The sequence below is a fragment of the Pseudoalteromonas denitrificans DSM 6059 genome (genome assembly GCF_900112265.1).
GTDB lineage: Bacteria > Pseudomonadota > Gammaproteobacteria > Enterobacterales > Alteromonadaceae > Pseudoalteromonas > Pseudoalteromonas denitrificans.
This window is the reverse complement of the sequence record NZ_FOLO01000001.1, coordinates 295,071-320,761: the sequence shown is the minus strand read 5'-3', so window position 1 is coordinate 320,761 and position 25,691 is coordinate 295,071. Positions and strand designations below refer to the sequence as shown.

22 protein-coding genes are annotated in these 25,691 nt (G+C 35.3%); 9 read left to right on the top strand and 13 right to left on the bottom strand.

Translation table 11 applies throughout. From position 1 onward, the window contains the following. Position 1: 1 nt before the first annotated feature. The 5 genes from BM088_RS01280 to zntR form a co-directional block, all read right to left on the bottom strand. A complete protein-coding gene (locus BM088_RS01280) occupies positions 2-1,423 on the bottom strand; it encodes a di-heme oxidoreductase family protein (protein ID WP_091979048.1) in 1,422 nt (473 codons plus the stop codon). Continuing rightward, positions 1,423-3,111 carry a di-heme oxidoreductase family protein gene (locus BM088_RS01275; RefSeq protein WP_091979046.1) on the bottom strand — a complete coding sequence of 563 codons (1,689 nt, stop codon included), beginning with the start codon at positions 3,109-3,111 and terminating at the stop codon, positions 1,423-1,425. Before BM088_RS01275 ends, BM088_RS01280 begins: the two co-directional genes overlap by 1 nt. Positions 3,112-3,189: 78 nt before the next feature. Further along, positions 3,190-4,617, bottom strand: coding sequence for an imelysin family protein (locus BM088_RS01270; protein ID WP_091979044.1), 1,428 nt, complete (start codon positions 4,615-4,617; stop codon positions 3,190-3,192). A gap of 173 nt (positions 4,618-4,790) precedes the next feature. Beyond that, positions 4,791-5,879 carry an SO_0444 family Cu/Zn efflux transporter gene (locus tag BM088_RS01265; RefSeq protein ID WP_177207908.1) on the bottom strand — a complete coding sequence of 363 codons (1,089 nt, stop codon included), beginning with the start codon at positions 5,877-5,879 and terminating at the stop codon, positions 4,791-4,793. Then, a complete protein-coding gene (gene zntR / locus BM088_RS01260) occupies positions 5,851-6,279 on the bottom strand; it encodes a Zn(2+)-responsive transcriptional regulator (protein WP_091979042.1) in 429 nt (142 codons plus the stop codon). Before zntR ends, BM088_RS01265 begins: the two co-directional genes overlap by 29 nt. Before the next feature lie 162 nt (positions 6,280-6,441). Here zntR and BM088_RS01255 point away from each other — a divergent pair, with 162 nt between their 5' ends. The 5 genes from BM088_RS01255 to BM088_RS01235 all read left to right on the top strand — a co-directional run bounded on the left by BM088_RS01255 (position 6,442) and on the right by BM088_RS01235 (position 12,776). Then, positions 6,442-7,401 carry a D-2-hydroxyacid dehydrogenase gene (locus tag BM088_RS01255; RefSeq protein WP_091979130.1) on the top strand — a complete coding sequence of 320 codons (960 nt, stop codon included), beginning with the start codon at positions 6,442-6,444 and terminating at the stop codon, positions 7,399-7,401. Positions 7,402-7,540: 139 nt separating this feature from the next. Further along, positions 7,541-8,359 (top strand): MBL fold metallo-hydrolase, encoded by an 819-nt coding sequence (locus BM088_RS01250; protein ID WP_091979040.1) that lies wholly within the window; start codon positions 7,541-7,543, stop codon positions 8,357-8,359. 53 nt (positions 8,360-8,412) lie between these two features. Continuing rightward, positions 8,413-9,993 carry an HD domain-containing phosphohydrolase gene (locus BM088_RS01245; protein WP_091979038.1) on the top strand — a complete coding sequence of 527 codons (1,581 nt, stop codon included), beginning with the start codon at positions 8,413-8,415 and terminating at the stop codon, positions 9,991-9,993. A 118-nt stretch (positions 9,994-10,111) separates the two neighbouring features. Continuing rightward, positions 10,112-11,044 (top strand): hypothetical protein, encoded by a 933-nt coding sequence (locus tag BM088_RS01240; protein ID WP_091979036.1) that lies wholly within the window; start codon positions 10,112-10,114, stop codon positions 11,042-11,044. A gap of 73 nt (positions 11,045-11,117) precedes the next feature. Continuing rightward, positions 11,118-12,776 carry an amidohydrolase gene (locus BM088_RS01235; protein WP_091979033.1) on the top strand — a complete coding sequence of 553 codons (1,659 nt, stop codon included), beginning with the start codon at positions 11,118-11,120 and terminating at the stop codon, positions 12,774-12,776. Here the strand turns inward: BM088_RS01235 and BM088_RS01230 are convergent. Further along, positions 12,766-13,002, bottom strand: coding sequence for a YgjV family protein (locus BM088_RS01230; RefSeq protein WP_091979031.1), 237 nt, complete (start codon positions 13,000-13,002; stop codon positions 12,766-12,768). The genes BM088_RS01235 and BM088_RS01230 overlap by 11 nt on opposite strands. Before the next feature lie 114 nt (positions 13,003-13,116). Here BM088_RS01230 and BM088_RS01225 point away from each other — a divergent pair, with 114 nt between their 5' ends. Continuing rightward, positions 13,117-13,773, top strand: coding sequence for a Crp/Fnr family transcriptional regulator (locus BM088_RS01225; RefSeq protein ID WP_091979029.1), 657 nt, complete (start codon positions 13,117-13,119; stop codon positions 13,771-13,773). A gap of 51 nt (positions 13,774-13,824) precedes the next feature. Here BM088_RS01225 and BM088_RS01220 read toward each other — a convergent pair whose 3' ends face one another. From BM088_RS01220 to BM088_RS01205, 3 genes are all read right to left on the bottom strand, one after another. Next, positions 13,825-14,385, bottom strand: a complete 561-nt coding sequence (locus tag BM088_RS01220; RefSeq protein WP_091979027.1) for a phosphoribosyltransferase — start codon at positions 14,383-14,385, stop codon at positions 13,825-13,827. Between the two features lie 198 nt (positions 14,386-14,583). Further along, complete coding sequence (locus tag BM088_RS01210) at positions 14,584-15,303, bottom strand: SIMPL domain-containing protein (protein WP_091979023.1); 720 nt, start codon at positions 15,301-15,303, stop codon at positions 14,584-14,586. Between the two features lie 4 nt (positions 15,304-15,307). After that, entirely contained in the window at positions 15,308-15,682 is a 375-nt protein-coding gene (locus BM088_RS01205) for a cupin domain-containing protein (RefSeq protein ID WP_091979021.1), read from the bottom strand. A gap of 239 nt (positions 15,683-15,921) precedes the next feature. Here BM088_RS01205 and BM088_RS01200 point away from each other — a divergent pair, with 239 nt between their 5' ends. Beyond that, positions 15,922-18,594, top strand: a complete 2,673-nt coding sequence (locus tag BM088_RS01200) for a bifunctional acetate--CoA ligase family protein/GNAT family N-acetyltransferase (RefSeq protein ID WP_091979019.1) — start codon at positions 15,922-15,924, stop codon at positions 18,592-18,594. A gap of 98 nt (positions 18,595-18,692) precedes the next feature. Then, positions 18,693-19,526 carry a formyltetrahydrofolate deformylase gene (gene purU, locus BM088_RS01195; protein WP_091979017.1) on the top strand — a complete coding sequence of 278 codons (834 nt, stop codon included), beginning with the start codon at positions 18,693-18,695 and terminating at the stop codon, positions 19,524-19,526. A 190-nt stretch (positions 19,527-19,716) separates the two neighbouring features. Here purU and BM088_RS01190 read toward each other — a convergent pair whose 3' ends face one another. Further along, positions 19,717-20,367: a response regulator transcription factor gene (locus tag BM088_RS01190; protein ID WP_091979015.1), complete on the bottom strand. Its 651-nt coding sequence runs from the start codon at positions 20,365-20,367 to the stop codon at positions 19,717-19,719. Positions 20,368-20,437: 70 nt separating this feature from the next. Then, a complete protein-coding gene (gene acs / locus BM088_RS01185; RefSeq protein WP_091979013.1) occupies positions 20,438-22,378 on the bottom strand; it encodes an acetate--CoA ligase in 1,941 nt (646 codons plus the stop codon). A gap of 393 nt (positions 22,379-22,771) precedes the next feature. Here acs and BM088_RS01180 point away from each other — a divergent pair, with 393 nt between their 5' ends. Next, positions 22,772-23,944 carry a DcaP family trimeric outer membrane transporter gene (locus tag BM088_RS01180; protein ID WP_091979011.1) on the top strand — a complete coding sequence of 391 codons (1,173 nt, stop codon included), beginning with the start codon at positions 22,772-22,774 and terminating at the stop codon, positions 23,942-23,944. A 125-nt stretch (positions 23,945-24,069) separates the two neighbouring features. On the opposite strand, the gene recA is transcribed toward BM088_RS01180, so the two are convergent. Both recA and BM088_RS01170 read right to left on the bottom strand, forming a co-directional pair. After that, positions 24,070-25,107, bottom strand: a complete 1,038-nt coding sequence (recA, locus tag BM088_RS01175) for a recombinase RecA (protein ID WP_091979008.1) — start codon at positions 25,105-25,107, stop codon at positions 24,070-24,072. 81 nt (positions 25,108-25,188) lie between these two features. Beyond that, entirely contained in the window at positions 25,189-25,677 is a 489-nt protein-coding gene (locus BM088_RS01170; protein ID WP_091979006.1) for a CinA family protein, read from the bottom strand. Positions 25,678-25,691: the final 14 nt, after the last annotated feature.

Below are 25,691 nucleotides of genomic sequence, written 5' to 3'. Positions count from 1 at the left end.
TCTATATCTGTTTTAAGAAAAAGATAAGTGCCTCTCTTTGAGGTTTATCTAGTGCTATAAATTTTTGTTGTGCGGCTTTTGCTTCGCCGCCATGCCATAAAATGGCCTCTTCTAATGTCCTTGCTCTGCCATCATGTAAAAAGGCTTGATAACCTTGAATACGGTTTTGCAAACCAATTCCCCAAAGCGGTGCTGTTCGCCATTCATTTTTATTCGCTTCAAACTCAGCTTTCCCATCGGATAAACCAGGACCCATATCATGCAAAGCTAAATCTGTATAAGGCCAAATTTTCTGCCCAGCTAATTCTTTTACCGGATAATTATCATCAGTTTTAAAACTAGGTTGATGACAAGAATCGCATTTAAGTTGATAAAAAAGTGAGCGACCTTGCTGTGCTTTTTTATTTTTTAATGAACGTGTAGGCTGAACAGCTACATGTTGGCCCATGTACTCAGTGAGTTGATGTAATTTAGCGGGGATTTCTAATTGACTATCATGACCCCCTATTTTTGATCTCTGACGACAACCAACTTGTATATAAGTACAGGTATCGGTTTGAAAAAAAGGATTTGTAATGCCAATATCATTTACAAATGCACCTGCAATTTGCTGCGCAAGTGACGGATGTAAAGCTTTAAAACCAAAGCGTCCTAAGGCAATTTTATTATTTAAAACATCAGGTACTTTATTATATTTAGCACTAATACCATCAGCATTTTCATCTGTAATATCTTGCAACGCTAATAAATCAGACTCTTTTATTGCATCTAATAAACCCATGCCATAAATTGCTGGCGCATAACGAGGAGATAGCACTGTATGCTCTGCTAGCTCACCATAGTTTAAATTCACCAAATCATAGTGTGGTTTTCTTAATTGATAACGCGTGCCATCTGAATATTGACCATCAAGCATTTGATATTGCAATTTAACATCCGCCTCTCCTTTAATAGGAGTTGAAAGTGACTGATGAGACAAAGTGATAGAAAATGGCTGTAGCTGACCACCATAATTCTCATCAATAGCAGCACCATTATTTTCATTACCCAAACGAATAAGCAAGGCCATAGGTTTGCTTATTCCTACATTAGGAAGCTTTCCACGACCACCTCTGGAATGGCATGCCTTACAAGAGCGCGCATTAAATAATGGCCCAAGTCCATCCCTATCTTTTGTAGCAGCTGGAGCTGCAACCCAAGGATCTCTGAAAAATGAAAAACCGTCCCAAAAATCTAATTCATCTTCAAGGGATAAATTTCCAGATGGATGGATGAAAGTCCGAGTATTAAGGCGCTTTAAAGTCGCCTCACCACCGGGTTTAAACTCACTAATATCAAATTCAGGCACATTAATATCATTACTTTTTATTGGCTGACATGCAGCCAATAAAAACATTATCAATATGAAATATAAGAGCCGCATTAAAGAGACTCTAAAAAGGTCAGCAATTGCGTACGCTCAGCTTTGGATAGAGCCACAAAATTTTGTTTTGCCGCTTTAGCTTCACCATCATGCCAAAGAATTGCTTCGGTAATAGTACGGGCACGACCATCATGTAAAAACGTAGCATTTGGATTAACAGTTTGAACTAAACCTAAACCCCAAAGCGCAGGTGTTTTCCATTCTGTGCCAGTTGCACTTCCTTCAGGGCGATCATCCGCTAAGCCTTCACACTTTTGCACCCAATAACACTGTGAACCCGAAAGACACGAATTTCCTTCATCATCTTCTCGTGTTATTTCAGGACAGTGTCCTCCCATATCATGCAAGAGTAAGTCGGTATAAGGATAAATAACCTGCTCACTTAAGGCCGCTATAGGTGTAGATGTATCTGAAATATCTAATAAACCAGCATCACCTAATAAACTCCCTTCAGCTTGGCCTGTTTTATGGCGTGGTACATGGCATGAAATACACTGTGCCTGATGGAATAACTCACGACCTGTAAGTACATCCGCATTCCAAGTATTTGTTTGAGCATTGTAACCTCTACGCTGGGGCACAGCTAATAGTCGATTATAAAACTCAACTTGAGCCAATGATAGCTTGCTTAAATCCAAGCCGTTTTCTCTATCATCTTTCTCTTGTTCAGCTTTATTGATGCAAGCTGCTTGCATTGACGTGCAGGGCTCCTCTTGTGCAACTATATTTGTCACCCCCATATCACCACGATATGCACCTGATATTTGTTGTAATACAGATGCTGTTACAGCTTTATAGCCAAAGCGCGCTAGTTTATTTTCATTTGATATTGGCTCATCAACATAAACAGCACGACCTGAAATGCCATCATTATTTATATCATCAGGGTCAGCATACGAAGTAATGTAATCTTCGGGTATCGCATGTAATAAACCGGAACCAAATACAGATGGAGAAACCCTAGGAGATAAACGAACAGAGTCATTAAAATCACCATATGATAAATCTTTTACTTTATAAATTGGTTTTCTAAGCTGGTAGGCTTCACCGTCATTAAATTGGCCATTTATCACTTCATATTCCACAAAGGCATAAGCTTCCCCATATGCTAAACCTTCATTTAAAGCGCCATTATATTTTGGTAACGCCCCTTCATTATGATCAGCAACAGTGCCAAAGGTTTGAATTTGATCACCATAAATAATATCAGGAGTACCTTTATCATCACTTATTCTTAAAAACATGCTTGTCATAGGCATACTTGGATTTCTAGGGACTTCACCCCGACCATCTTTGATATGGCACCCCTGACAAGTTGCATTATTAAATAAAGGACCTTGACCATCGTGCAGAGTTCTAAATAATTGGTCGCCTGCTTTAAATACACCTTCTAATTCAAAATCACTTTGAATTACCTTGGCTGATTGGCTAAATGCATCTTGATTAAATACATTTGTACTGACTTCTCCACCAGATAAATGCTCATTTTTATCTGGAGTGTGTGCTGAAATAGGTGCTAAACCATCTTTTGGTTGTCCAGGTAAAACAACAGTAGTGCCACCACCGTTAGTATCTGTATTACCATTGTTATTTGAATTGTCAGAATTATCTGAAGAAGAACCTGAACCGCCACATGCGCTAATAAAAACACTAGACAGTATGCAAAGTGTAACAATATGCTTTTTCATTTTACGCCCATAAATAAAAAGCTAATAACAAAAAAACCCATCAAAGTTATTTGATGGGTTTTAAACTAAATATAATAACTAACCGCCAAATTCCTCGGTATCTTGCTTTAAGTCACTTGTTGTAACTTCAAGAGCAGTGATCGCTTCATTGATGACATCAGTTTGAAACTGTAAAGCTTTAATCGTTTCTGTTACTGCAGGTTTAAATTCATTTAACTGGATTTGTAAATCAAATGAAGTTCCCATTTTTGCATTTGTATCAATAACAGCAGCTTTGGCCATAGTTAACTCAAGTGCCGAACGTAATTTATTAGCAAGTTCAGGATGACCTTCAACAACTAATAAATCATAAATACTTGCACCTTGTAAGTTTTCACCTGTATCACGAGTATAACTCCCTAAAAATGCATTTTGTATACCTTTAGCATCCAAGTAAATATCACGATGGGTATTATCAGAAAAACATGAATGCTCATCTTCTTGTGAATCCGTACGAAGTGCAATACTCATGCGCTCACCCGCTAATTCACCATAACTTAAGCGGCCCATTCCTTCTAATATTTTAGCAAGAGATGTTTTTGCATTTTCAGCTTTTGTAAATTCATTGTAATGAAAACCAGAACCTGGTGCCCAAGCATTTGTAACCGCTTGTAAATCATCAATTAGTAAATCTGCGGCTGCAATCAAGTATTGGCCACGACGAATACATAAAGCATTGTCAGAACCTGCTTCACCTGAAGTACACGTACCCACTTTACCTTCAAAATCATTCTCGACTGTATAATAATCAGATGCTTTACGGTATCCGGCTGAATAATCACGATTTGCCGTATATGTGCCATCTTCGTTTAAATCTTGTCCCCACAATAAGAATTCAATTGCATGGTACCCTGAAGTAACATTCGCTTCATCTTGTGCCTCATTTAAACCACCAAAAGAAGATTTGAGTACTTCTTTATTGATTACTGGAAACTCTTCCAAATTAGAGATTATATTTCCGCCGACTGAAATTGAAGCTATGCTTTCAGGGTTTTGTGCGCCATCCATATCAATAGTGTAATCGATAAAGGCTTCTGCTAATGGCCACGCATTAATCGCTCCTTCAGGTCCAGCTTCTGGTTCTAAGATCCAGTCACCCGCATCATTTTTTGTTAAATTATCAATTGGACCTTCGCGAAAACGATAAACTTCAGACTCACCATACGGTTCGCGAGCATCAAGCCAAGCTTCTTTCGCTTTAGTGAAATTTTCATTAGTAGGTGCAGCAACAAATACTTCTAATTGCGCTTTTAAAGCTTTAGCAGCAAGAAGTGAGTCACTATAAACAGCATAAGCATGTTGTGCATTAGTATTAACGACATCAGATGTGGTTACAAAAACACTAACACCATCTTTACCGGCATCACCTTGTGCGCCATTAGTACCGTCTTTACCATCGTCTCCACCACAGCCAGATAAAATAGCAGCACAAACTAATGACAATGCAAAACTTTTAGAAAATTTCATTACGTTCCCTTAAAATGTAAATGATAATTAATATTATTTGCACGGCATTCTATATACTTATAAAAACAAGATCAATAACGATAATCACTTTCATTTACATTATTTAACAAAAAAAAGGCACAAACATATATGCTTGTACCTTTTTTGTATTATGCTAACAGGTTATTTAAATATTAACTTTTTTTATTTTTAAACTTCAATACAACTAATCGCACCAACAGAACAATCAGTAATAAAGCCGTAAATTGCATAAACCAATGAGGTAAAATATGACTTTCTTCACGCAACATAGGTGCAACTTGAATTGAAAATCTATTAACCAAATAATCAGTTAATAGACCAAATAAAATAGCAACACCTATTACACCGGTTAAATAAGCCATTACTGCGCGTTTACCAAGCTCATTAAATACTACACCTAAAGTCGCGATATTTGTGGCCGGTCCCGCTAACATAAAGACCAAAACAGCACCAGGGGATACGCCTGATAATAATAACCCTGCTGCAATAGGTGTTGAAGCTGTCGCACATATATACATAGGAATACTAATTAAGATAACGACTATCATCGCAAATATGCCATTCCCCCACAAAGTGAAAAAGTCTGCAGGGACATATGTTTGTATCAATGCAGCAAAAAATAATCCAATCAATAGCCACTTTGCTGTATCTTGTAATAATTTAGTGCAACTAAAACGTAAAGCTTCAATTAAACGATCAAAATTGGATGGTTTTAAAGTTTGCTTTGTATCACTACAGCAAGATAATTTATCAGTTATTTTTTTCTCTTCTTTAGTGCTACAGCATGACTTTTTTTGTATGTGTGACACTGTATTATCGGCGGTTGATTTTTCTTTATCTCGCCCCACTAGAAATCCTGACACAATTGCACTTGTAACAGCTGCAATCGGTCTAACAATAGCCATAAAAGGTCCTAGTAAAACATAAGAAACAGAAATAGAGTCAACGCCAGTTTCAGGCGTTGAAACTAAAAATGCCGTAGTTGCACTTTTTGAGGCACCCGCTCTCCTAAGTCCCAAAGCCGCAGGAATTACCCCACAAGAACACAATGGCATAGGTGCCCCTATTAATGCAGCTTTAAGAGTAGAAACAAAACCTTCTTCACCTAAATGTCTAATTAAAAAATCTTTTGGTAAATAAACTTTGATCAATCCAGCAACAAACAAACCTAATAATAACCAAGGTGCAGATATTAAAAATAATTGCCAAAAATTATTGGATAATTCGACTATCTGTATCATCTATATTCTCCAAAGCAGATAAAATTGAGCAATGAACAGCCACTTCATCACCACCACAACAGGCATCCGATAATAACTGTAACGAATCTTTAAACCGGGTTAATTCAGCTATTTTGACTTCAACTTGCTGTTTTTTTTGTAACGTAAATGACTTAACCTCACCACAACTATGACTATTTTTATCAACTTTAATTGATAATAATTCTTTTATTTCGTTTAAGCTAAAACCAACACTTTTAGCGCTGACAATAAACTGCATACATTGTAAACAAGCTTCATTGTATAAGCGATAACCAGAATGACTTCGACCCGATGGCATTAATAAACCATGCTTTTCATAATACCTTAATGTATCTGTAGAAACAGATAACAGCTTTGCTAATTCACCTATTCTATACATGATAACTCTCTTTTTTACTAACAATGACGAACATGATAAAGCTTAGAGTAAACTCCAAGGTCAAGAGGTGATTTTATATTATATTTACAACACAAAAAATAATTAAAGGGTAAACTTCACAAATGTATAATCATTAAAAAGATAGAATTCATGCCTTCAACAATTAATATTGTCATTTTAGATGCCGCAACTCTAAACAATACAGACTTATCAGTTTTAAATAAAATAAATGCCAAAATAATGACACAAATTGAATTCTATGAAACCACCAGCAAAACACAAATTTTTGAACGCTGTCATAATGCCGATATTATTATCACAAATAAAGTACATTTAGCGCATCATGATTTAGCTCAATTACCAAAGCTTAAACTTATTTGCATAGCTGCAACTGGCACTAATAATATCAATTTAATCTCGGCCAAAAAATTAGGCATAGCAGTAACAAATGTGGCAGGTTATTCTACCGCCTCTGTTGTACAACATACGTTTACGTTATTACTGACTTTAATGAATAGTAGCCACAAATATATTCAAGATTGTCAAAATGGCGTTTGGCAAAAAAGTAGTATGTTTTGCTCTTTAAAGCATTCTATGAATGAAGTTCAAAATAAAACATTGGCCATTATTGGCTATGGAGATTTAGGCAAAGGGGTTGCAGACATAGCACAAGCATTTGGCATGCATGTGCTCATTTGTGAAAGAAAAGGTTCTCAACCCAGAGAAGGTAGAACAGACTTTAACTCTGCACTTACACAAGCCGATATAATATCAATTCATTGTCCATTAACCGCAGAAACACACAACCTTATATCTGATACAGAATTGAACCTAATGAAGCCATCAGCGGTGTTAATCAATACAGCCAGAGGCGGGATCGTTGATGAAAAAGCCCTTGTTAACGCTCTAGAAAGTAAAACTATTCAAGCTGCTGCAACCGATGTATTAACTAAGGAGCCAGCCGATGATGATAACCCTCTAATACGATACTCAGGCAATAACTTAATTATCACGCCACATATCGCTTGGGCTTCAAAGGAGTCGATTAATCGATTAGTTAATGAAATTAGTTTAAATATTAAAGCTTTTTATAATGATGAAAACCGCAATCGCGTTGAATAAAGCATTATTTATTGAGGTTTATTTTTATAGTTATCACATTAAATATATCAAAGGATTAATGGACAAGTAAGACTTTTACCACTATAAAAAAGAAAGCATTTACTTCCTTTTTTAAAATAAATTTTAGCGAGTAAAATACGTGAAATTAACCTTTTATGGCACCCGAGGTTCAATACCAACCCCAGGGAAAAACACGGTTAAATACGGTGGCAATACCGCATGTATTTTACTTGAAGCCGAAGGTCATAAACTTATAATTGATGCCGGTACGGGTTTAAAGCTTGTAGGGGAGAAATTGGCATCGAATAATGATCCCGTCACTATTTTATTAAGTCATAATCATTGGGATCACATTCAAGGGTTTCCATTTTTTATTCCTGCATATCAAAAAGATAGAAAAATCAACATCTATAGTGCACCAACAAACCCAGTTCAACACCAAGCCATTTTAGAACAAATGGATATGAGCACATTTCCAGTACCTGCAAAAAGTTTAGCCGCCAAAATCAACATTATTCCACTAAAAAATGAATTCAAAAATATGCCAATTAATGGTTTTAATATTTCATCAATTAAAATAAACCACCCTAATGATGGTTTAGCCTACAAGATACAATATAAAAATAAAGTAGTTGCTTATGTTACCGATAACGAAATTTATTCAAGTGACAATTTAAATACCAGTTTCTCTGCCTGGGTTGAGTTTTTAAGTGATGTTGACTTTTTAATACATGATGCACAATACACAGATTCAGAGATGCCTTTAAAGCTAGGTTGGGGCCACTCATCAATTGATCAAGCAATTGAATTAGCCCTTGCTGCCAAGATCAATAAGCTCGCTTTATATAGTCATGCACCCGAACGAACCGATGAAGCGTTAGATAAGATCATCAACAAAATACAATTGAATAACTTACAAATTATTGCATCTCAGGAGGGAGTGACGCATGAAATATAATGCAATTTCATTCCTTAATTTTATTTAAATCAATTTATTAAGAGTATAGGCTTATGTCTGAACTAAACAATGCCGATGCACTCAAACAACTATTGGCTCTTAGCTACCGCCTATCAACTGAAAAAAATACCACAAAACTTTTAGAAGATATCCTAATGAGTGCTAAAGCACTCACCCATGCCGACGGCGGTACAATTTATTCAGTGACGAATAACCATGCTCTCAAGTTTGAAACTTTAGTTAATGATTCTCTTAAACTTCATATGGGAGGAACATCAGATACACCTATTAACTTTGATTGCATTCCTATCTTAATTGACGGTGAAGCCAATAAAGATGCTTTAGTTGCTCTTGCTGCAGCAAACCATGAAACAATAAATATTGAAGATGCTTATCAAGTTAAAGAACACAATACCAGTGCAGCTCGCGCTATGGATCAAAAAACAGGTTACAGAACACAATCAGTATTAACAGTCCCATTAGAGAATCATGAAGGTGATATTAATGGTGTTTTACAACTGATCAATGCACAAGATAAAAGTAAAGTTGTACCATTTAGTCAACAAAAAACAGATCTCGTTTTATCTTTATCTTCGTTGGCCGCTGTCGCCTTAACGAATAAGCAGCTGATCACTGACATGGAGATTCTATTTCAATCTCTTGCAAAATTAATTGCTAGAGCCATTGATGAAAAATCCCCTTATACCGGAGGACATTGCCGCAGGGTTCCAGAGCTCACTTTAATGTTGGCCGATGCCGTAAATAATATAAATTTAGGGCCATTAGCTGACTTTACCTTAAACGCGGATGAAAAACATACTTTAAGTGTCGCAGGGTGGTTACACGACTGTGGAAAAATCGCAACGCCTGAGTATGTTATGGATAAATCGACCAAGTTGGAAACCGTATTTGATCGAATTGAATTTGTTGATGCAAAGTTTGAAATAGTCAAAAAACAATTTGAAATAGAAGAATTAAAATTTCCTGAAAAAAAAGATGCTATAAAAGATAAACAACAACAATTAGTTGAAGACCGTCAATTTATTAAGCATATTAATATTGGTGGTGAATACCTACCTCAACCAGATGTTGAGCGAGTAGCTCACATAGCAAAAAAATATAATATTGAAATGAATGGGCAATTAGAACCTGTACTTAATGAAACTGAAATGAGTTATTTACAAATACAAAAAGGCACATTAAGTGACGAAGAAAGAAATATAATTAATCACCATATTGATATTACAATTCTTTTGTTAGAGTCTCTTCCTTTTCCAAAACATTTACAAAATGTGCCTGAGTATGCTGGAGGCCACCATGAAAAAATGGATGGTACAGGTTATCCTAGAGGGTTAACCAAAGAGCAAATGTCACTCCCGGCCAGAATGATGGCAATAGCTGATATTTTTGAAGCTCTTTCAGCAGGTGACAGACCTTATAAAAAAGCAAAAAAACTGAGTGAATGTATCAAAATAATGGGTTTTATGTCATTAGATAAACATATAGATAACGATTTATTCAATGTTTTTATTCATGAGAAAGTTTATGTGGAATATGCCAATAAATTTATGACAGACACTCAAATTGATGCTGTTGATGAATCAAATATCCCAGGATTTACATCATTAATATAATGATAAATATCATAAAAATTAAAAATTAAAAATTAATAATTAATAATTAATAATTAATAATTAATAATTCAACACTTACAGATGTATACTAGTTTTATAAGGAATAAAGGAAAACTATATGCGTCTGATTATTTTATTTTTGTTCTTTGAATTAATAATACTGCAAGTACAAGCCAAAACCTTACAAAAAACAAACTTAAAAGATAGCATTCAATTTGACTATGCTTGGCAAGATCATGAGCATAAAATGCAAACACTCAGCTTTACCTTACCAAAAAAATTAATAAACAATAGATATCGACGCTTTAAACGTTATGATAAAAATAAGGCAATGAACTATATTTACAAAACCTTATTAGAACAAGTTAGCACCTATAACCCTCGAAAAGTGAGAGTACAATTTAAGCAACAATTTTCACAGCTAAGTTATGTTATTAAAAGTAAAAACGAAAAATTGCTGGAAAATGTTGAGCAAGAATTAACACGTTTAGAACAAAATTCATATTTCGAATTTCTAGAACAACATCATTACATTCAATTTTACAGCCCTTGGGGTGGCACAAAAGTAAAGCCTAATCATCTTAAGTTTGTTAAAGAAGGCGTTGATTACTTACAGCCTATTACTCAAGCTATCAGAGACTCCATATCTGTAAAAAAACCCAGAATATTAATTAATTTTGTACTATCCTGGATACAGTCAATACCTTATTCCACGCTAGAAAGTAGAACTGAGTCTAGTGGCACGGGCTATTACCCACCAATTAAAGTGATTGCACAGAATATTGGTGATTGTGATAGTAAAATGACACTGATGGCCGCTATTATTAAAAAAATATACCCTAGGCTTAGCGTGTCACTTATTTATTTACCAAAACATGCATTGATTGGGTTTCAATTACCAACCCTCAAATCTGATAAATTTACGACGATAGATGGTCTTCATTATATTTTAGCTGAACCTGTAGGTCCGGCTAAATTACCACTATCTGAAATAGCAGATAGCTCAACAGGTTACATTGATGCAAAAGGTTTTTTTTACGAAGTTATTTAAAATTAGAAATACCTTTCAAATTGTTCCTATAAATAATAAAGTTATTTAATAAATAGCTAACAAAAAAATTCATATGCATTTATCCATAAAGATCATTTTCTGTTTAACTTTAATAATACCACCGGTTGTTTCTGCTAAATTTACGCTTATTCATAATGTTACGGGCTACACACTTGAACGAACAGGAAATCTTAAGCAATTTTCAACTCTCGTATTTAAAGATGGAAAAATTGTTAAAACAGGTGATAAATCACTTTTAAAAAACTACCCTAAAGCACATAAAATTAATGGGAACAATAAATACCTCCTACCAGGACTCATAGATGCGCATGGCCATGTTATTGGCTTAGGTCAAAACTTATCTCGACTAGATTTACGTAATACCAAATCAAAACAAGAAATAGGAGAAAAGCTTAAAGTTTTTGCTAAAGACAAGACTGGTTGGATTATTGGTCGAGGTTGGGATCAAGAAAACTGGCCTGTTCAGCAATTTCCTACTGCAAGTGATTTAGATATATATATTAAAGATATGCCTGTGGTTTTAACCCGAGTTGATGGCCATGCTATATGGGCAAATACTAAAGCCATGTCACTTGCGAGTATATCATCTTCAACACTCGCTCCTAATGGCGGTGAGATCATGCGTTTAGATAATAATAACCCCAGTGGCGTATTCATTGATAAAGCTGAAAACTTAATTAATGAACACATTCCAAAATCAACTAAAAATGAAATTAACCATGCGTTAAACTTAGCCGGAGAACACTTGTTATCTTTAGGCATTACCTCAGTTCACGATGCAGGAATAGACTTAACAACATGGCAAGTTTATAAACAAAGATCAAAAAATAAATCATTACCTTTTAGAATTTATGCCATGTTATCTGCAAGTGACCCAAGTTTAGAAAAAATGCTTAACGCCGGAACTTACCAAGAACAAAATGATTTTTTATCTATTCGTAGTATTAAGGTTTATGCTGACGGAGCCTTAGGTAGTCGAGGAGCTGCGCTTTTAGAAGATTATGCAGACAGACCGCAACATAAAGGACTTATGCTTGAATCACAAAATCAGCTTGAAAAATTATATACTCAAAGTTTTAAACACGGTTTTACCGCCAATACGCATGCAATAGGTGATCGCGCTAATAAAACTGTATTAGATGCATATGAAAGTGTATTTAAAAAAACCGGTGGTCGATTGCTACGCAATAGAATTGAGCATGCTCAAATTGTTCATATCGATGATATTCCCCGCTTTAAAAAACTAAATATTATTCCATCAATGCAGCCTGTGCATGCCACTTCAGATATGCATATGGCACCAATAAGGTTAGATGATAAACGTCTTGTAGGCGCTTATGCTTGGCAAACCTTTATTAAACAAGGTTCACATTTAGCCGCAGGTTCTGATTTTCCAGTAGAGCTTGCCAATGTATTTCATGGATTTTATTCAGCAGTATCAAGAATGGATCAAAACCAACAACCTGAAAAAGGATGGTTTTACGAACAAGCATTATCCCGAAAACAGGCGTTTAAAGCTTTCACTTTAGATGGCGCATATGCAGCCCATCAAGAGTTTAAAATTGGCTCTTTAGAGCGCGGAAAATGGGCCGATTTCATCTTAGTTGATCAAGATATATTTAAAGCACCAGTGTCACAGATATATAAAACGCAAGTTTTAGAAACCTGGATAGCGGGTGAAAAAAAATATCAAAAACGCATTAGCAACTAGCTGCTAACTCAGTATTAGCACGATTTAATTTAACTATCTGATACGCATTAACAAGTGATAATACAGCATTTGTTAATGCAACAGGCCAGGCCATAATTACAACACCGTATATAGCAAAGGTTAAGCACCCAACTAAATTAAACCAACGTAGTTTAATAACATCAGTCATCATAAGGGACATCACTAAAAAAACAGAAGCTAAATAACCTAAATAATCCCAAGACATATGAATCCCCAATTAAACGCGTATAATCGATAAAATATATTAAAATCTTTAGGCTTTTATCTTGAAGGACATTTGTCCGAAGCCATAATTATAAAAATACACTCAGGCTAAGCTATGTTTCAATACCATTTTTCCGCTAATTTGATAGAGCAATTACTGACCTTTGCTGACAAAGAGTATCATCAAGAAAAAGGGGCTAGCCTACTAAATCAAGACCAACCATTAACTAAATTATTATTAGTAAAATCTGGTACAGTCTCTTTTAGTTATGATGTAGGCAATGGTAGGCGTTTATTATTAGGGCAACTTGATTGCAATTATACTTTAATTGGCGAAATTGAGGCTCTTAATGCGAAACCTTGTATTTATACAGTTACTTGTCAAACTGATGTTCATTATCACTTAATTGACTTTAAACACTGGCAAACTATTCTTTTACAAAAGCCAGAACTATGTTTATATACGGCACAAACTGTCGCTGCAAAATTTTTAGAAAACCATCAAATTAATCTCGATAAGCTGTTACTTCCTTTGAGTTACAATATAGCAAAAGATTGTTTATCACGTCACCAAAATACCAGTCCCATAGTTTTACGCCCTTACCCGACGGTGAGTGCAGAAGCAGAACGTTTTGCGACAACCGAGCGTGCTTATAGAAGAGTTGTAACGGAACTTGTAGAACAAAAGCTGATAGAGCGTACAGACAAAGGGCTAAAGCCTTTAGATGAAATCAAGTTAAGTGAATTTATTGAGCACTTTCATCAAAAATAAATCACTAATTTAAAAGGTTAAAACATTCTAAATTAGTGATTAAAACTGAGATTATACCAATAGATCTTTAATATTGGTTAAATCAGTTTTTCCTTCAAGAATTTCATCCGGAGTTAAACCTGATAATTCATGAGGAAAAACAAGCCACTCTTCAGAGTCATGAATAAAATAATCTGGCACAATATCTACTTTTGAATTTTTAGGCTTGTAATATGGACAAGCAATGCGTACATCGGTAGGCATATTTAAGCGCATTAATTTTTTAAGCTCGGCTTTTAAAGCAACAATACTACGCCCAGAGTCAAAAACATCATCAACAATTAACAATTTATCGCCCGCATTCGCATTTTCAACGATATAATGTAAGCCATGTACTTTTATATTTTTTGATTGTTTTCCGATACCATAATAAGAAGAGGTACGCACAGCAATGTGGTCTGTTTCAACACCTTTAAAATCATAATACTCTTGTACAGCAATACCAATTGGAGCACCACCTCGCCAAATACCAATGATAAAATCAGGACGAAATCCATCATCATAAACTTGTGCAGCAACACGGAACGAATCTTCTAACAGCTGCTGTGCTGTAATAAATCGTTTATCAGACATTTGAGAGCTCCATAGGGAAAAAAACGAGTGCCATTTATTTTGGCTAAGCCATGTATTTTAACGATAGCGACACTAAAAGAAAGCGTAATTATTGCTACATGTCAAATTAGAGTTAAAAACCTAACAAAAATGACAGTTTTTAAGAAATTACTCAAAAAATGTATTTATAATTTAATCTTAAAGCTAAAATTAATACTCTTAATCTGATAAGTAGTATTCAATTGTTGATACAACTCGCACTTTTTTAATATGAGGCGTATTAGAATCTCTGTCTGAAATTGTGAACTGCCCCTGCTTTGCAGACTTTATTTTTCCTAATTTAGACTTTGAATCAGATGCAAATTTTTGTGCAACTTCTCGCGCTTTTTGTGTCGCTGTTTGAACCATTTGTGGTTTGATATCGTTAAGTTTAGTAAATAAAAACTCTAATCTATTATTATAATCTTGTCTTAACATGACGATATTTTGCTTTGCCAATTCGCTCATTTTTGAGCTGGCATTCAAAACCTTTGCTGTCGAATGAGAGTAAACAGATAAGGAAGACTCAACCGTATAACGAAATTTAAAACCTTGGTTGTTTGAATATTCAGTCGCAAGTTTATCATGTACCGTTTGCGTCCCGATTGTAATTTCATCATCATCAAAACCGTGGAGTTTTAGAAATGCAATCACGCTAGTATTTTTTTCTTGTACAGAGGTTATTAAACTTGCAAGATCATTGCCTGCATCAGAAAACTTGATTGGCCAAATAACGGTGTCAGCATCAACAACTTGTTCCGCTAATCCTTTAACTATTACAGAACGCTCAAGTGATTTAAATGCTAATAAGCCACTTTTGATTGATAGACCTAAACCAATTAAGCCTATAACCAAAGAAATACCTATAACAATACTGTTTAAACGTGAAGTTTGAATCATAATTTTATTCCACTAAATGTTTATCTTGACCTTTATATTCTGGCGTTTGCACCGATAAAACTTTTAATGGTTTAAGAGAAGTCACTTTTACACCATGAATTGTATTTTCAGGTACTCGAATGTAATCCCCTTTTTTAACTTTCTTTACTTTATCATTTATAGTCATATCACCTTCCCCATCAATCACATAAATAATTTCAGTGTGATATTTATGAATATGTAAAGGGACTTGTTCAGCAATGGAAATTAAATATTCACTGGCATGAATATCACTCCCTAATGGTGTGATAGATAACTTATCTTTATCACTTTGAGAAACAATTGTCTCTAGGTTCATAATTGAAGCGCCCATTGCAGCACATATAAACATTAACGTCATGCTTTCCTCAAACCTTTTACTTAATCAAAAATTATTCGTTAGCATACCTAAGTATTGCTCTAAATCAAATCAACTATTGAATGAAATAAACTAAAATGAATGTAGAACTTTACTCGATAAGGTACGGATTTTAAATTATGAGATATATACCAAAGTATATATCTCATAATATCGCAAATTTATCCCAATCACAGTAAAGTACAAACAAAGTGCTAATCTCCTGATAAGGCAAAATAAATATGACCATAAAACGCATCAGCCAATTTTTTAACCCTAAATCTGTTGCTGTTATTGGCGCTTCAAATAAAGCTAATCGTTCTGGTTTTGTTGTTATTAGAAATCTATTACAAGGTGGTTTTAGTGGCCCAATTATGCCAGTTTCACTTAAATATAAAGCAGTGCATGGTGTATTAGCCTACCCTACAATCGAATCTTTACCACAAATACCTGATCTTGCTATTTTATGCACCAATAAATCTTTATCATTTAAGCTAATAAAAGAGTTGGGGGAGAAAGGCTGTAAATATGCAATTTTAATAGCCTCAGGTTTCAAAACAGAAGATAAACATCAATTAAAGTCAGTCGCAAAAGAAGCTGGTGTGAGCATTTTAGGCGCAAATAGTTTGGGTTTACTCGTTCCAAGTATAGGTTTAAATGCAAGCCTTTCTCATACTACAGCTTCAAAAGGAAACATTGCTTTTATTTCCCAATCCGCATCAGTGTGTTCAACTATTTTAGACTGGGCGCAAAATAAAGATATTGGATTTTCATATTTTATTTCTGTTGGGGATTGCATCAATATAGGCTTTACCCAACTAATTGATTTTTTAGGTCGAGATGCCAAAACTCAGGCTATTTTGCTTTATATAGATAATATCAAAGATTCTCGTAAATTTATTTCAGCCGCAAGAGCTGCTGCTATTAATAAACCAGTTATAGCTATAAAAACTGGGAAAACACAAGTAGGGGCTTTAGTAACTCAACATATAACAGGAGATAATAACAGCTCTGATACCGTATATGATGCTATGTTCCAAAGAGCAGGGATCTTGCGAGTAAATGATTTACGTGAATTATTCACCGCGACACAAACATTAGCATTACATCCTAAATTATTAAAACGTGAACAACTAACAATTTTAACAAATGGCACAGGTCCTGGTGTCATGGCGGTTGACAGCTTAACACTCGCTTCTGGTAAATTAGCCCAACTAACTGACGATACAATTACATTATTAAACAAAGTGGTGCCACAAGAAGATATGGCTAGCAACCCTGTTGATATATGTGGCGATTCAGACCCCGAACGCTATCAACAAGCTTTAGAAGTATTACTTAAAGCTCCTGAAGTTGAAAACCTACTCATATTACACAGTCCATCGGCATTGGCTCCCGGTGAGGATTATGCAAATATTATTGTTGATACTGTTAATAAAATTCCAAAAATGCAAAGGCCATATGTATTAACTAATTTTATGGGGGAAAAAGCCGCTTTCGGCGCCAGAAAAATTTGTAGTCAAGGCAGTATACCAACTTATAGAACACCTGAAGGTGCTGTCGGTGCTTTTATGCACCTTATTCAGTACAGACGAAATCAAAAGCATTTGACACAAACCCCAGAATCATTATTAGAATCACTCAATAATGAACCAAAAATAGTACAAAACATAATTGATGCACATTTATTAAAAAAAGAACGTTATTTATCAACACATCAATCCCGAGATATATTAGAGCATTACTGTATTAATACCATAGATACAAAATCGGCTTTAACACCAACAGATGCAAAAGAACAAGCTATAACAATGGGGTTTCCAATTGCTTTAAAATTAATAAGTCCCAGCATTTCATCAAAATCAGATGTTGGCGGTGTCGTACTTAACCTAAACGATCCAGATGAAGTAGAGCAAACCGCATTTGCAATGCTATTAAGAATCAAAAAAACTTATCCGAATGCCTGTATTGAAGGTTTTTCACTGCAAAAAATGGCGCCAAGGGCTGGCGCTCAAGAATTACGAATAGCAGTAAAAACAGACCCTAATTTTGGCCCTGTCATTTTACTTGGAGAATCAGGCACAGGATTAAACTACGCTCAGGCTGCTGTTGCATTACCTCCATTAAATATGAACTTAGCCAAATACCTCATTGCATCAGCACAAGACAAAGGTCTAATAAAAGAAAAACATTTACCAGATAAAATTGATAAATATACTTTATGTGCCTTACTCACCCGTGTATCACAGCTCATCGTTGACCAAAGCGATATTCAAAGCATTGAATTAAACCCTGTACTTGCCAGCGGTGGTAAGTTTTTAGTGCTTGATGCTGTTATACAACTCACAAAATATCAACAAAAAGTAGGTGTAAAGCGATTATCTGTTCGCCCTTATCCTAAAGACTTAGAAAAACAAATCACTCTCAAAGATGGATCTCAAGCCTTACTTAGACCAATAAAACCTGAAGATGAATCATCTCATAGAGATTTTGATTTAGCACTTGATAAAGAAGATAGATATAAACGTTTTTTTGGTGAACTCCCAGAATTTAGCCATGACCAATTAGCAAAAATGACTCAAATTGATTATGACCGAGAGATGGCGTTTATTGTATCAAAACACATAGCAGGTAAAGCGTACACCTTAGGCGTATCACGAGTGCTCATGGATCCTGATAATTTAGAGGCTGAATTTGCCATAGTGATTCGCTCAGACCAACAAGGATTAGGTTTGGGTCAAATTTTATTACAAAGCGCAATAGATCATTGCAAACAACAAGGTGTTGGTTTAGTAACAGGTATTACCTTACCTGAAAACAATGGCATGATAGAACTTGCTAGAAAACTTGGATTTAAAGTCGCTAGAGACTTCGAAGAAGGCACTGTTACAATGAATTTAAAAATTATGAAATAAACACTTCCATTCGTTTTCTCTTTATCAAATAATGTCAAACTGTTTAATTCAGATAACAAAACCCAGTAAAGTTATTTGAATTTATAAAGGGGAATGAAGTGAAAAAAGTACTACTTACAGATTGTCCGGATGAAAAAGGCTTAATAGCTAAAATCACAGGGCTTTGTTATGAACATAAACTCAATATTATTAAAAACGATGAGTTTGTAGATAACATCAATGAACGCTTTTTTATGCGTACTGAACTTCAAGGTGACTTTACCAAAGTCAATTTTCTTGAAGAGTTGAAAGCACAACTACCTAAAGATTGTAACCTAGGTTTAATTGGTCAAGAAAAAATGCGTATTGTTTTACTTGCTACCAAAGAAGCACATTGTTTAGGTGGCGTTTTACTTAAGTATTTTGAAAATGCATTAAATATAGAAATTGTAGCTGTAATCTCTAATTATCAAACTCTTGAACCTTTAGCTAAGGGCTTTAATGTTCCTTATCATTTTATAAGTCATCAAGGTTTAACACGTGAACAACATGACGAAGCCGTTGCAAAGCAAATAGAAGCTTATAAACCTGATATTATAGGTTTAGCTAAATATATGCGTATCTTAAGTAGTGATTTTGTAAAACGTTTTAGTGGCAAAATAATTAACATTCACCACTCCTTTTTACCTGCATTCATAGGTGCTAAGCCCTATCAACAAGCCTACGAACGCGGTGTAAAAATGATTGGTGCAACCGCGCACTATGTTACCGATGAACTAGACGAAGGTCCTATTATTTTACAAGATGTTATTCATGTAACACATGATGATGATGCTGAGTCGCTTGCTAGGTTAGGCCGTGATGTAGAAAAAACAGTATTTTGTAAAGCTTTACAACTTGCCAGTGAACACAGGCTTTTTGTCAATGGAAATAAAACGGTTGTATTTAAATAGCACAGCTATAAATTCACAACTAAGCACTTATAGGCATAACCTGCTTAAAAGTAATGACCGCAGCTTAAATATGAATACACTATATTGTTATCTCTAAAAGTAAAACAGTTGCCACATGGATGTTGCAATAAATCCCTCTAAAAAATATTGATAGTTAACCGGGTTTTAGTAACTGTCAGTAATGATCTTTTTATCCTTCCACTGGTGATTCTAATTGTAATTTTGAAGCAATTAAAACCGCTTGTGTACGATTATAAACGCCTAATTTTCTAAAAATTGCGGTTATATGGGCCTTTACCGTTGCCTCTGAAATATTCAATTCATATGCGATTTGTTTATTGAGTAAGCCCTCATGTAAATAGCTTAATACTTTATACTGCTGAGGCGTTAAGGATGCAACTTGTGTCGCAACTTCAACTTCGTCACCTGATAACTGGTTTACCTTATCTTTCATTGTCTCAGGTAGCCAAGTTTCACCTTCTAATATCTCTCTAATTGCAGCAGCAATTTCTGTAGCTGATGAGGACTTAGGAATATACCCTAAAGCACCATACCCCATTACTTTTGATACAATTGTTAGCTCTTCACTACCGGAAACAACTGCGATAGGTAACTCAGGGTACTCTTCTCTGATTTTGATTAAACCATATAAATCATCATTACCTGGCATATGTAAATCTAATAACAATAAATCCAGTTCATCTTCTTTGTCTAATAATTTAAGTGTCGATTTGAAATTATCAGACTCAAATACAGTTAACTCACTAAAAGTATTTTGTAGCGAGCTTTTTAAAGCCTCACGAAACAAAGGATGATCATCTGCTATCAAAAATTTGTTCATACTCTACTCCTAAAAATGACTGTTATCTTATAACAGCCATTACATTAATGATGACAATAATTCCAAGCAACTAACAGTTAAGGCGGTTTTCGATTAACTCTTCAACTACCGTTGGATCAGCAAGCGTAGAAGTATCTCCTAGCTGTTGATGTTCATTTGCAGCTATTTTTCGTAAAATTCGTCGCATAATTTTACCCGATCGCGTTTTAGGTAAACCCGGCGACCATTGAATCATATCAGGAGATGCTATCGGACTAAGTTCTTTACGTACATGATTTCGAACTTCTTTTGTTAGTTCATCCGTAATAGTAATGCCATCATTCGGTGTAAGATAAACATAAATTCCCTGTCCTTTTATTTCATGAGGATAACCAACCACAGCAGCTTCAGCTACAGCTGTATGCGCAACCAACGCACTTTCAATTTCAGCAGTTCCTAAACGATGACCTGAAACATTCAACACATCATCAACACGACCTGTGATCCAGTAATAACCGTCTTCATCGCGACGACAGCCATCACCCGTAAAATAAACACCCGGATAAGCAGAAAAATAAGTTTGTTCAAACCTTTCATGATCGCCATAAACGGTGCGAGCCTGCGCAGGCCAACTATCTAAAATAACTAAGTTACCTTCAGCCTCTCCTTCAAGCGCATTTCCTTGTGCATCAAACAAAGCTGGTGCAATGCCAAAAAATGGACGTGTTGCTGAACCGGGTTTCATTTGGGTTGCACCGGGTAATGGCGTGATCATCATACCTCCAGTTTCTGTTTGCCACCAAGTATCAACAATTGGACATTTTCCATTACCAATTTTTTCATAATACCAAGACCAGGCTTCTGGATTTATTGGCTCACCAACAGATCCTAAAATACGTAGACTCTCACGATTTGAACTAGCTGTAGGTTCATCACCTTTAGCCATTAAGGCACGAATTGCTGTCGGTGCAGTATATAAAATAGAAACATTATGTTTATCAACTATTTCACCCATACGTCCTGCTGAAGGGTAAGTAGGAACCCCCTCAAACAATACTTGCGTGCAACCATTGGCGAGTGGTCCGTATGCGATATAACTATGTCCAGTGATCCAACCCACATCAGCACTACACCAAAAAACATCACCTTCTTTTAAATCAAAAACATACTCATGTGTCAGAGATGTATAGACTAAATACCCCCCCGTTGTATGCACAACACCTTTTGGCTGACCAGTTGAACCTGAGGTATATAAAATAAATAATGGATCTTCTGCATCCATTAACTCAGGTTCACAACTTGTTGCTTCATCGGCAACTAAGTCATGCCACCAAATATCTTTTTCATTCCAATCAACTTCACCGCCCGTCAATTGATGGACAACAACATGTTCAATTGAAGTGACTGAATCCTGTGAAACCGCTTCATCTACATTTGCTTTAAGCGGCACAACATTGCCCGCTCGACGGCCTTGATCGGAAGTGAGCACAACTTTTGCGTTTGAATTTTTAATGCGATCAGCAATTGCGGATGGTGAAAAACCGCCAAAAACAACAGAATGAACAGCTCCAATACGTGCACATGCTTGCATTGCATAAATTGCTTGTGGTGTCATAGGCATATAAATAGCAACACAGTCACCTTTTTTGACTCCAAGTTTTCTCAAACCATTCGCAAGTTTACAGACCTCATCATGTAATTTTTGGTATGTAATATGCTCTACACTCTCAGGGTTATCTCCCTCCCAAATAAGTGCCACTTTATCAGCCTTATTTTTTAAATGGCGGTCTATACAGTTATAAGAAGCATTTAACTGACCATCTTCATACCATTTAATATCAATATGGCCTTTATCAAAAGAAGTATTTTTTGCTTTAGTATAAGGGCGAAACCAATCAAGTCTTTGGCCTTGCTCCTGCCAAAAAGCATCAGGATCTTCAATAGACCATTTATAAAGTTCTTGATATTTTGCCTCATTAATTATTGCGGCTTCTTTTATTGAAGATGGAATTGGGTAAATACTTTGTGACATAACTGTTTCCCTAATTAATTTGCTGCTTGCTTATTAGCAAGAATTACTCAGCTATCAAAGTTAAAATATTAGACTTTAGTATAAGGTTGTACCTAATGGCTATTCAAATACAAATTTCACTTTAAAATTTTTTTTTCCTGATTTACCAAAGTTATTGAAAAATAACCTATTAGATTAAACTTATTATAAACTTATCGTTAAATTTCATTATTGTTTCAACCAAAGTTTTTATCTCTATTTGAAATAAAGTAGCATCGCGATTTCATACAATCAGAGTAAATTTTAGCTTTATTGCACCTTAGTCTTATAGACCAAAAGGTAATTGAGCAATTTCCACTCATAAATGAATCTAATGTTAACAACAAAGTGCTTTCGTTTAAATGGGATACAACGATGACAAACATAAAACTAATTAAAAAGCTTACTATTACAACAATTTTAGCTGCAATCAGTTCATCAGCTAATGCAACTTACCTTGAAAATACCCAGGTTAAATATGGAGGCTATATAAAGTTAGATACTATCTGGAGTGATTATTCAGATTCATCTGAAGATGGGAGTGTATATGATGGTTTAGGGCGTGATTTTTACGTACCGAGCACCACGCCTGTAGGAAGTGGCGTTAATAACCCTGATGCTGTTTTTGATATGCATGCACGTCAATCTCGTTTCAACTTTTCAACTTTATCTAAACTTGATAGTGGTAAAAGTATTAAAACCAAAATTGAATTAGATTTTATTGTTTCACCAGGAGGCAATGAGCGCGTATCAAACTCTCACGCACCAAGAATCCGTCAAGCTTTTATCACTTATGACGGTTGGCTATTTGGTCAAGCTTGGTCTAATTTTCAAAATGTAAGTGTGCTACCGGAAACCTTAGATTTTGTTGGTCCGGCAGAAGGAACTATATTTGTACGCCAATCACAAATTAGATATACCACTGGAGGAATTTCACTCTCTATTGAAAACCCAGAAAGCACAGTCACTGTTAATAAATCCCGAATTGAAACTGATGATGCTAGCCTCCCTGATTTTAATGCTAAATATACTCATAAATCTGAATGGGGGCATATTGCCGTTGCAGGCTTAATCCGTCAACTGACATATAAAGCACAAGGTATTGATACTGATGAAACTGCTTATGGAGTTAGTTTGTCAGGACGTATTAACGTCGGAAAAAATAACTTTAAATTTATGTTAAATCAAGGTTCTGGCTTAGGGCGTTATGTCGGATTAAATATCGCTCATGGCGGCGTATTAACGAGTAACAATAATATTGAAGCAATAGATTCAACATCCGGATTTCTAGCTTACCAACATAACTGGAGTACTCAAATAAGGTCTACTTTTTTATATTCATTCATAGAAATAGAAAATGATATAAATTTATTGAATTTAACGGGCGATCCCACACAATCTAGCATAAGTTACAGTGCTAACCTTCTATACTCACCAGAAAAAAAACTCACTTTTGGTATTGAGTTTAAACATGCCAATCGTGAAGTTGAAAGTGGACTAGAAGGTGATTTGAATCGCTTACAGTTTTCTGCTAAATATTCATTTTAATCTTAGTAATCTATATATTTCAAAAGCAAGATAGCTAAATTCCCATAGATCTTATTATACTTGATTCTAAAAATAAAAAACGCAGCTCAAGCTGCGTTTATATATTCAAAATTTTATAAAGTATTTTATACTTCTTCACTCACATCATCTTTTTCTGAATCAGGCGTTTCTTCTTCTTTTTTCAGTAAAAGGTTTCTTAAGTTAGTATCTAATTCAAGTGCTAATTCAGGGTTGTCCACCATAAATTTCATTGCGTTAGCTTTACCTTGGCCAATACGTTCTGTGCCATAGCTATACCAAGACCCTGCTTTTTGTACTAAACTGTGTTTAACACCAAGATCTATTAACTCACCTTCTCTAGAAATACCTTGTCCATAGACAATTTGAAATTCAGCCTGTTTAAATGGTGATGCAACTTTATTTTTAACAACTTTTACTCTCGTTTCATTACCAACAACCTCATCACCTTCTTTTACAGCACCTATGCGTCTAATATCTAACCTTACAGAGCTATAAAATTTAAGTGCATTACCACCGGTCGTTGTTTCAGGGTTACCAAACATTACACCTATTTTCATACGAATTTGGTTGATAAAGATCATCATAGTATTTGATTGCTTTAAATTACCCGTAATTTTACGCAGTGCCTGTGACATTAAACGTGCTTGTAAGCCAACATGGTGATCGCCCATATCGCCTTCAATTTCAGCTTTAGGTGTTAAAGCCGCTACAGAATCAACGACAATAAGGTCTACTGCACCTGAACGCGTTAACATGTCACAGATTTCTAATGCTTGCTCACCCGTATCTGGTTGAGAAATGAGTAACTCTTTAATATCTACACCTAAAGCTTGAGCGTAAATTGGATCAAGTGCATGCTCAGCATCTACAAAAGCACATGTTTTCCCTGATTTTTGCGCCTGTGCGATAACTTCAAGCGTTAATGTCGTTTTACCACTAGATTCAGGTCCATAAATTTCGATAACACGGCCCATAGGTAAACCACCTACACCTAAAGCAACATCTAATGCAAGAGAGCCTGTAGATATAGTTTCAACATCCATGCTTTTGCTATCGCCAAGTTTCATAATAGAACCTTTACCAAATTGGCGCTCTATTTGACTCATTGCTGCACTAAGTGCTTTTTGCTTGTTATCGTTCATTTAACTCTCCGGGATCTAACTGGGAAACTCTTAATTGCGCTCAAGTATACTGTATAGAATCACAGTATCAAGCGTATTTTATTAATTAATATGAACTATTAATTTTTTCAAAGCAAAAACAATTGCTTGCAACCTAATTTCCGCTCTTCCACCTATAAAAACTTCACCATAAGTATGGCTTTCATTTAAATATCGGATACAAAACCATACAGTACCCACAGGTTTAGTTTCTGTTGCACCACCTGGACCAGCAATACCAGAAACAGTAATAGCAACATCGGCATTAGCCACTAAACAGGCCCCTTTGGCCATTTCATCTACCGTTTGTTTACTTACCGCCCCATATTCTAATAAAGTTTCATTACTTACATTTAACAATTCTCGTTTTGCTTTATTGCTATAAGTAATAAAAGCACGGTCTAAATAAGCCGAACTACCAGGTGTATCTGTTAAAGCATAACTAATACCGCCACCAGTACAAGATTCAGCGGTAGTGATCCAAAGTGCTTTATCCGTTAGAATACGCCCTAACTGAGCAGCGAGTTCTTGTATATCTTGTTGTAATTCCATATTTAAGCCTAAAT

Excerpts from the sequence above, each read along its gene's own strand:
- BM088_RS01280 (WP_091979048.1), bottom strand. The coding sequence starts at position 1,423 with ATGCGGCTCTTATATTTCATATTGATAATGTTTTTATTGGCTGCATGT.
- BM088_RS01275 (WP_091979046.1), bottom strand. The coding sequence starts at position 3,111 with ATGAAAAAGCATATTGTTACACTTTGCATACTGTCTAGTGTTTTTATT.
- BM088_RS01270 (WP_091979044.1), bottom strand. The coding sequence starts at position 4,617 with ATGAAATTTTCTAAAAGTTTTGCATTGTCATTAGTTTGTGCTGCTATT.
- BM088_RS01265 (WP_177207908.1), bottom strand. The coding sequence starts at position 5,879 with ATGATACAGATAGTCGAATTATCCAATAATTTTTGGCAATTATTTTTA.
- zntR (WP_091979042.1), bottom strand. The coding sequence starts at position 6,279 with ATGTATAGAATAGGTGAATTAGCAAAGCTGTTATCTGTTTCTACAGAT.
- BM088_RS01245 (WP_091979038.1), top strand. The coding sequence starts at position 8,413 with ATGTCTGAACTAAACAATGCCGATGCACTCAAACAACTATTGGCTCTT.
- BM088_RS01240 (WP_091979036.1), top strand. The coding sequence starts at position 10,112 with ATGCGTCTGATTATTTTATTTTTGTTCTTTGAATTAATAATACTGCAA.
- BM088_RS01235 (WP_091979033.1), top strand. The coding sequence starts at position 11,118 with ATGCATTTATCCATAAAGATCATTTTCTGTTTAACTTTAATAATACCA.
- BM088_RS01230 (WP_091979031.1), bottom strand. The coding sequence starts at position 13,002 with ATGTCTTGGGATTATTTAGGTTATTTAGCTTCTGTTTTTTTAGTGATG.
- BM088_RS01225 (WP_091979029.1), top strand. The coding sequence starts at position 13,117 with ATGTTTCAATACCATTTTTCCGCTAATTTGATAGAGCAATTACTGACC.
- BM088_RS01220 (WP_091979027.1), bottom strand. The coding sequence starts at position 14,385 with ATGTCTGATAAACGATTTATTACAGCACAGCAGCTGTTAGAAGATTCG.
- BM088_RS01210 (WP_091979023.1), bottom strand. The coding sequence starts at position 15,303 with ATGATTCAAACTTCACGTTTAAACAGTATTGTTATAGGTATTTCTTTG.
- BM088_RS01205 (WP_091979021.1), bottom strand. The coding sequence starts at position 15,682 with ATGACGTTAATGTTTATATGTGCTGCAATGGGCGCTTCAATTATGAAC.
- BM088_RS01200 (WP_091979019.1), top strand. The coding sequence starts at position 15,922 with ATGACCATAAAACGCATCAGCCAATTTTTTAACCCTAAATCTGTTGCT.
- BM088_RS01190 (WP_091979015.1), bottom strand. The coding sequence starts at position 20,367 with ATGAACAAATTTTTGATAGCAGATGATCATCCTTTGTTTCGTGAGGCT.
- acs (WP_091979013.1), bottom strand. The coding sequence starts at position 22,378 with ATGTCACAAAGTATTTACCCAATTCCATCTTCAATAAAAGAAGCCGCA.
- BM088_RS01180 (WP_091979011.1), top strand. The coding sequence starts at position 22,772 with ATGACAAACATAAAACTAATTAAAAAGCTTACTATTACAACAATTTTA.
- recA (WP_091979008.1), bottom strand. The coding sequence starts at position 25,107 with ATGAACGATAACAAGCAAAAAGCACTTAGTGCAGCAATGAGTCAAATA.
- BM088_RS01170 (WP_091979006.1), bottom strand. The coding sequence starts at position 25,677 with ATGGAATTACAACAAGATATACAAGAACTCGCTGCTCAGTTAGGGCGT.